The sequence below is a fragment of the Vibrio sp. 378 genome (assembly GCF_033339435.1).
This window is the reverse complement of the sequence record NZ_JAWOUO010000321.1, coordinates 1-844: the sequence shown is the minus strand read 5'-3', so window position 1 is coordinate 844 and position 844 is coordinate 1. Positions and strand designations below refer to the sequence as shown.

Annotated in this window: 2 protein-coding genes and 1 pseudogene; all 3 read left to right on the top strand. The window is 44.9% G+C overall.

Annotation, left to right across the window (positions count from 1 at the left end; translation table 11 throughout):
* Positions 1-113, top strand: a pseudogene (locus R7Q48_RS26000) (sulfurtransferase TusD); the annotation flags it as partial.
* Positions 110-466, top strand: coding sequence for a sulfurtransferase complex subunit TusC (gene tusC, locus R7Q48_RS25995; protein WP_005458285.1), 357 nt, complete (start codon positions 110-112; stop codon positions 464-466). The pseudogene R7Q48_RS26000 and the gene tusC, both read left to right, overlap by 4 nt.
* Before the next feature lie 7 nt (positions 467-473).
* The gene (gene tusB / locus R7Q48_RS25990) at positions 474-749 is read left to right on the top strand and encodes a sulfurtransferase complex subunit TusB (RefSeq protein WP_005481146.1); all 276 of its coding nucleotides are present in this window, start codon (positions 474-476) and stop codon (positions 747-749) included.
* The last annotated feature ends 95 nt before the right edge of the window (positions 750-844 follow it).

Here is an 844-nt window from a genome sequence, read left to right as displayed (position 1 = left end):
AAGCCACTCAACATGGTTTAACACAAAACAATCTTGCAGAAGGTTTTGTACAAGCGGGTTTGGGCAGTCTAGCCGAAGCGATGTTAACCCAAGACAGAGTGGTACAGTTTTGAGTCAGTTAACTTATCTATTTCGAAGCGCACCGCATGGCAGCGCAGCTGGTCGCGAAGGCGTTGATGCGCTTTTAGCGGCTTCCGCGTATTGCGAAGATATCACCGTGATCTTTATAGGAGATGGCGTGTATCAACTTCTGTTAGGGCAAGAACCTAGTGGTATCTTAAGCAAAGATTACGCGCCGATGCTCAAGTTATTCGATCTATACGACATCGAACAGGTGTTTGTGTGTTCAGAATCATTAGCGCAACGAGGATTGGCTCAAGCCGATCTCGTTATAGATGCTCAAGCACTCAGCCTTGAGCAAGTAAAAGAAAAACTGCAGCAAGCTGGCAAGTTACTGTCATTCTGAGGACGCTATGTTACACATCATCAAAACTGTTTCAGCCTTAGAAGATGCATTCGCATTGTATAGCGAACAAGATGCTGCCTTGCTGATTGAAGATGCCGTCTACGCCGCAAATCCACAGCACAAGGCGTTTAGCCATGTAAAACACGCCACTGTGTTCGCATTAGAAAGCGATATTCAAGCGCGTGGAATGGCAAATCGTATCAGTCCATCAGTGACTGTCGTAGACTACGTTGGCTTTGTCGAATTGACGGCAAAACACGATAAATCTCTCACCTGGGATTAATACACCTTTCCTGTCGATAAAGCTTTACGGATGAATTGTTCTAATTGAACAAAAAAGATCCGTATATTTCTTGACACACCTCTCACTGCTGCATA

Bases quoted from the DNA above. Each gene is read 5' to 3' on its own strand.
- tusB (WP_005481146.1), top strand. From the start codon at position 474: ATGTTACACATCATCAAAACTGTTTCAGCCTTAGAAGATGCATTCGCA.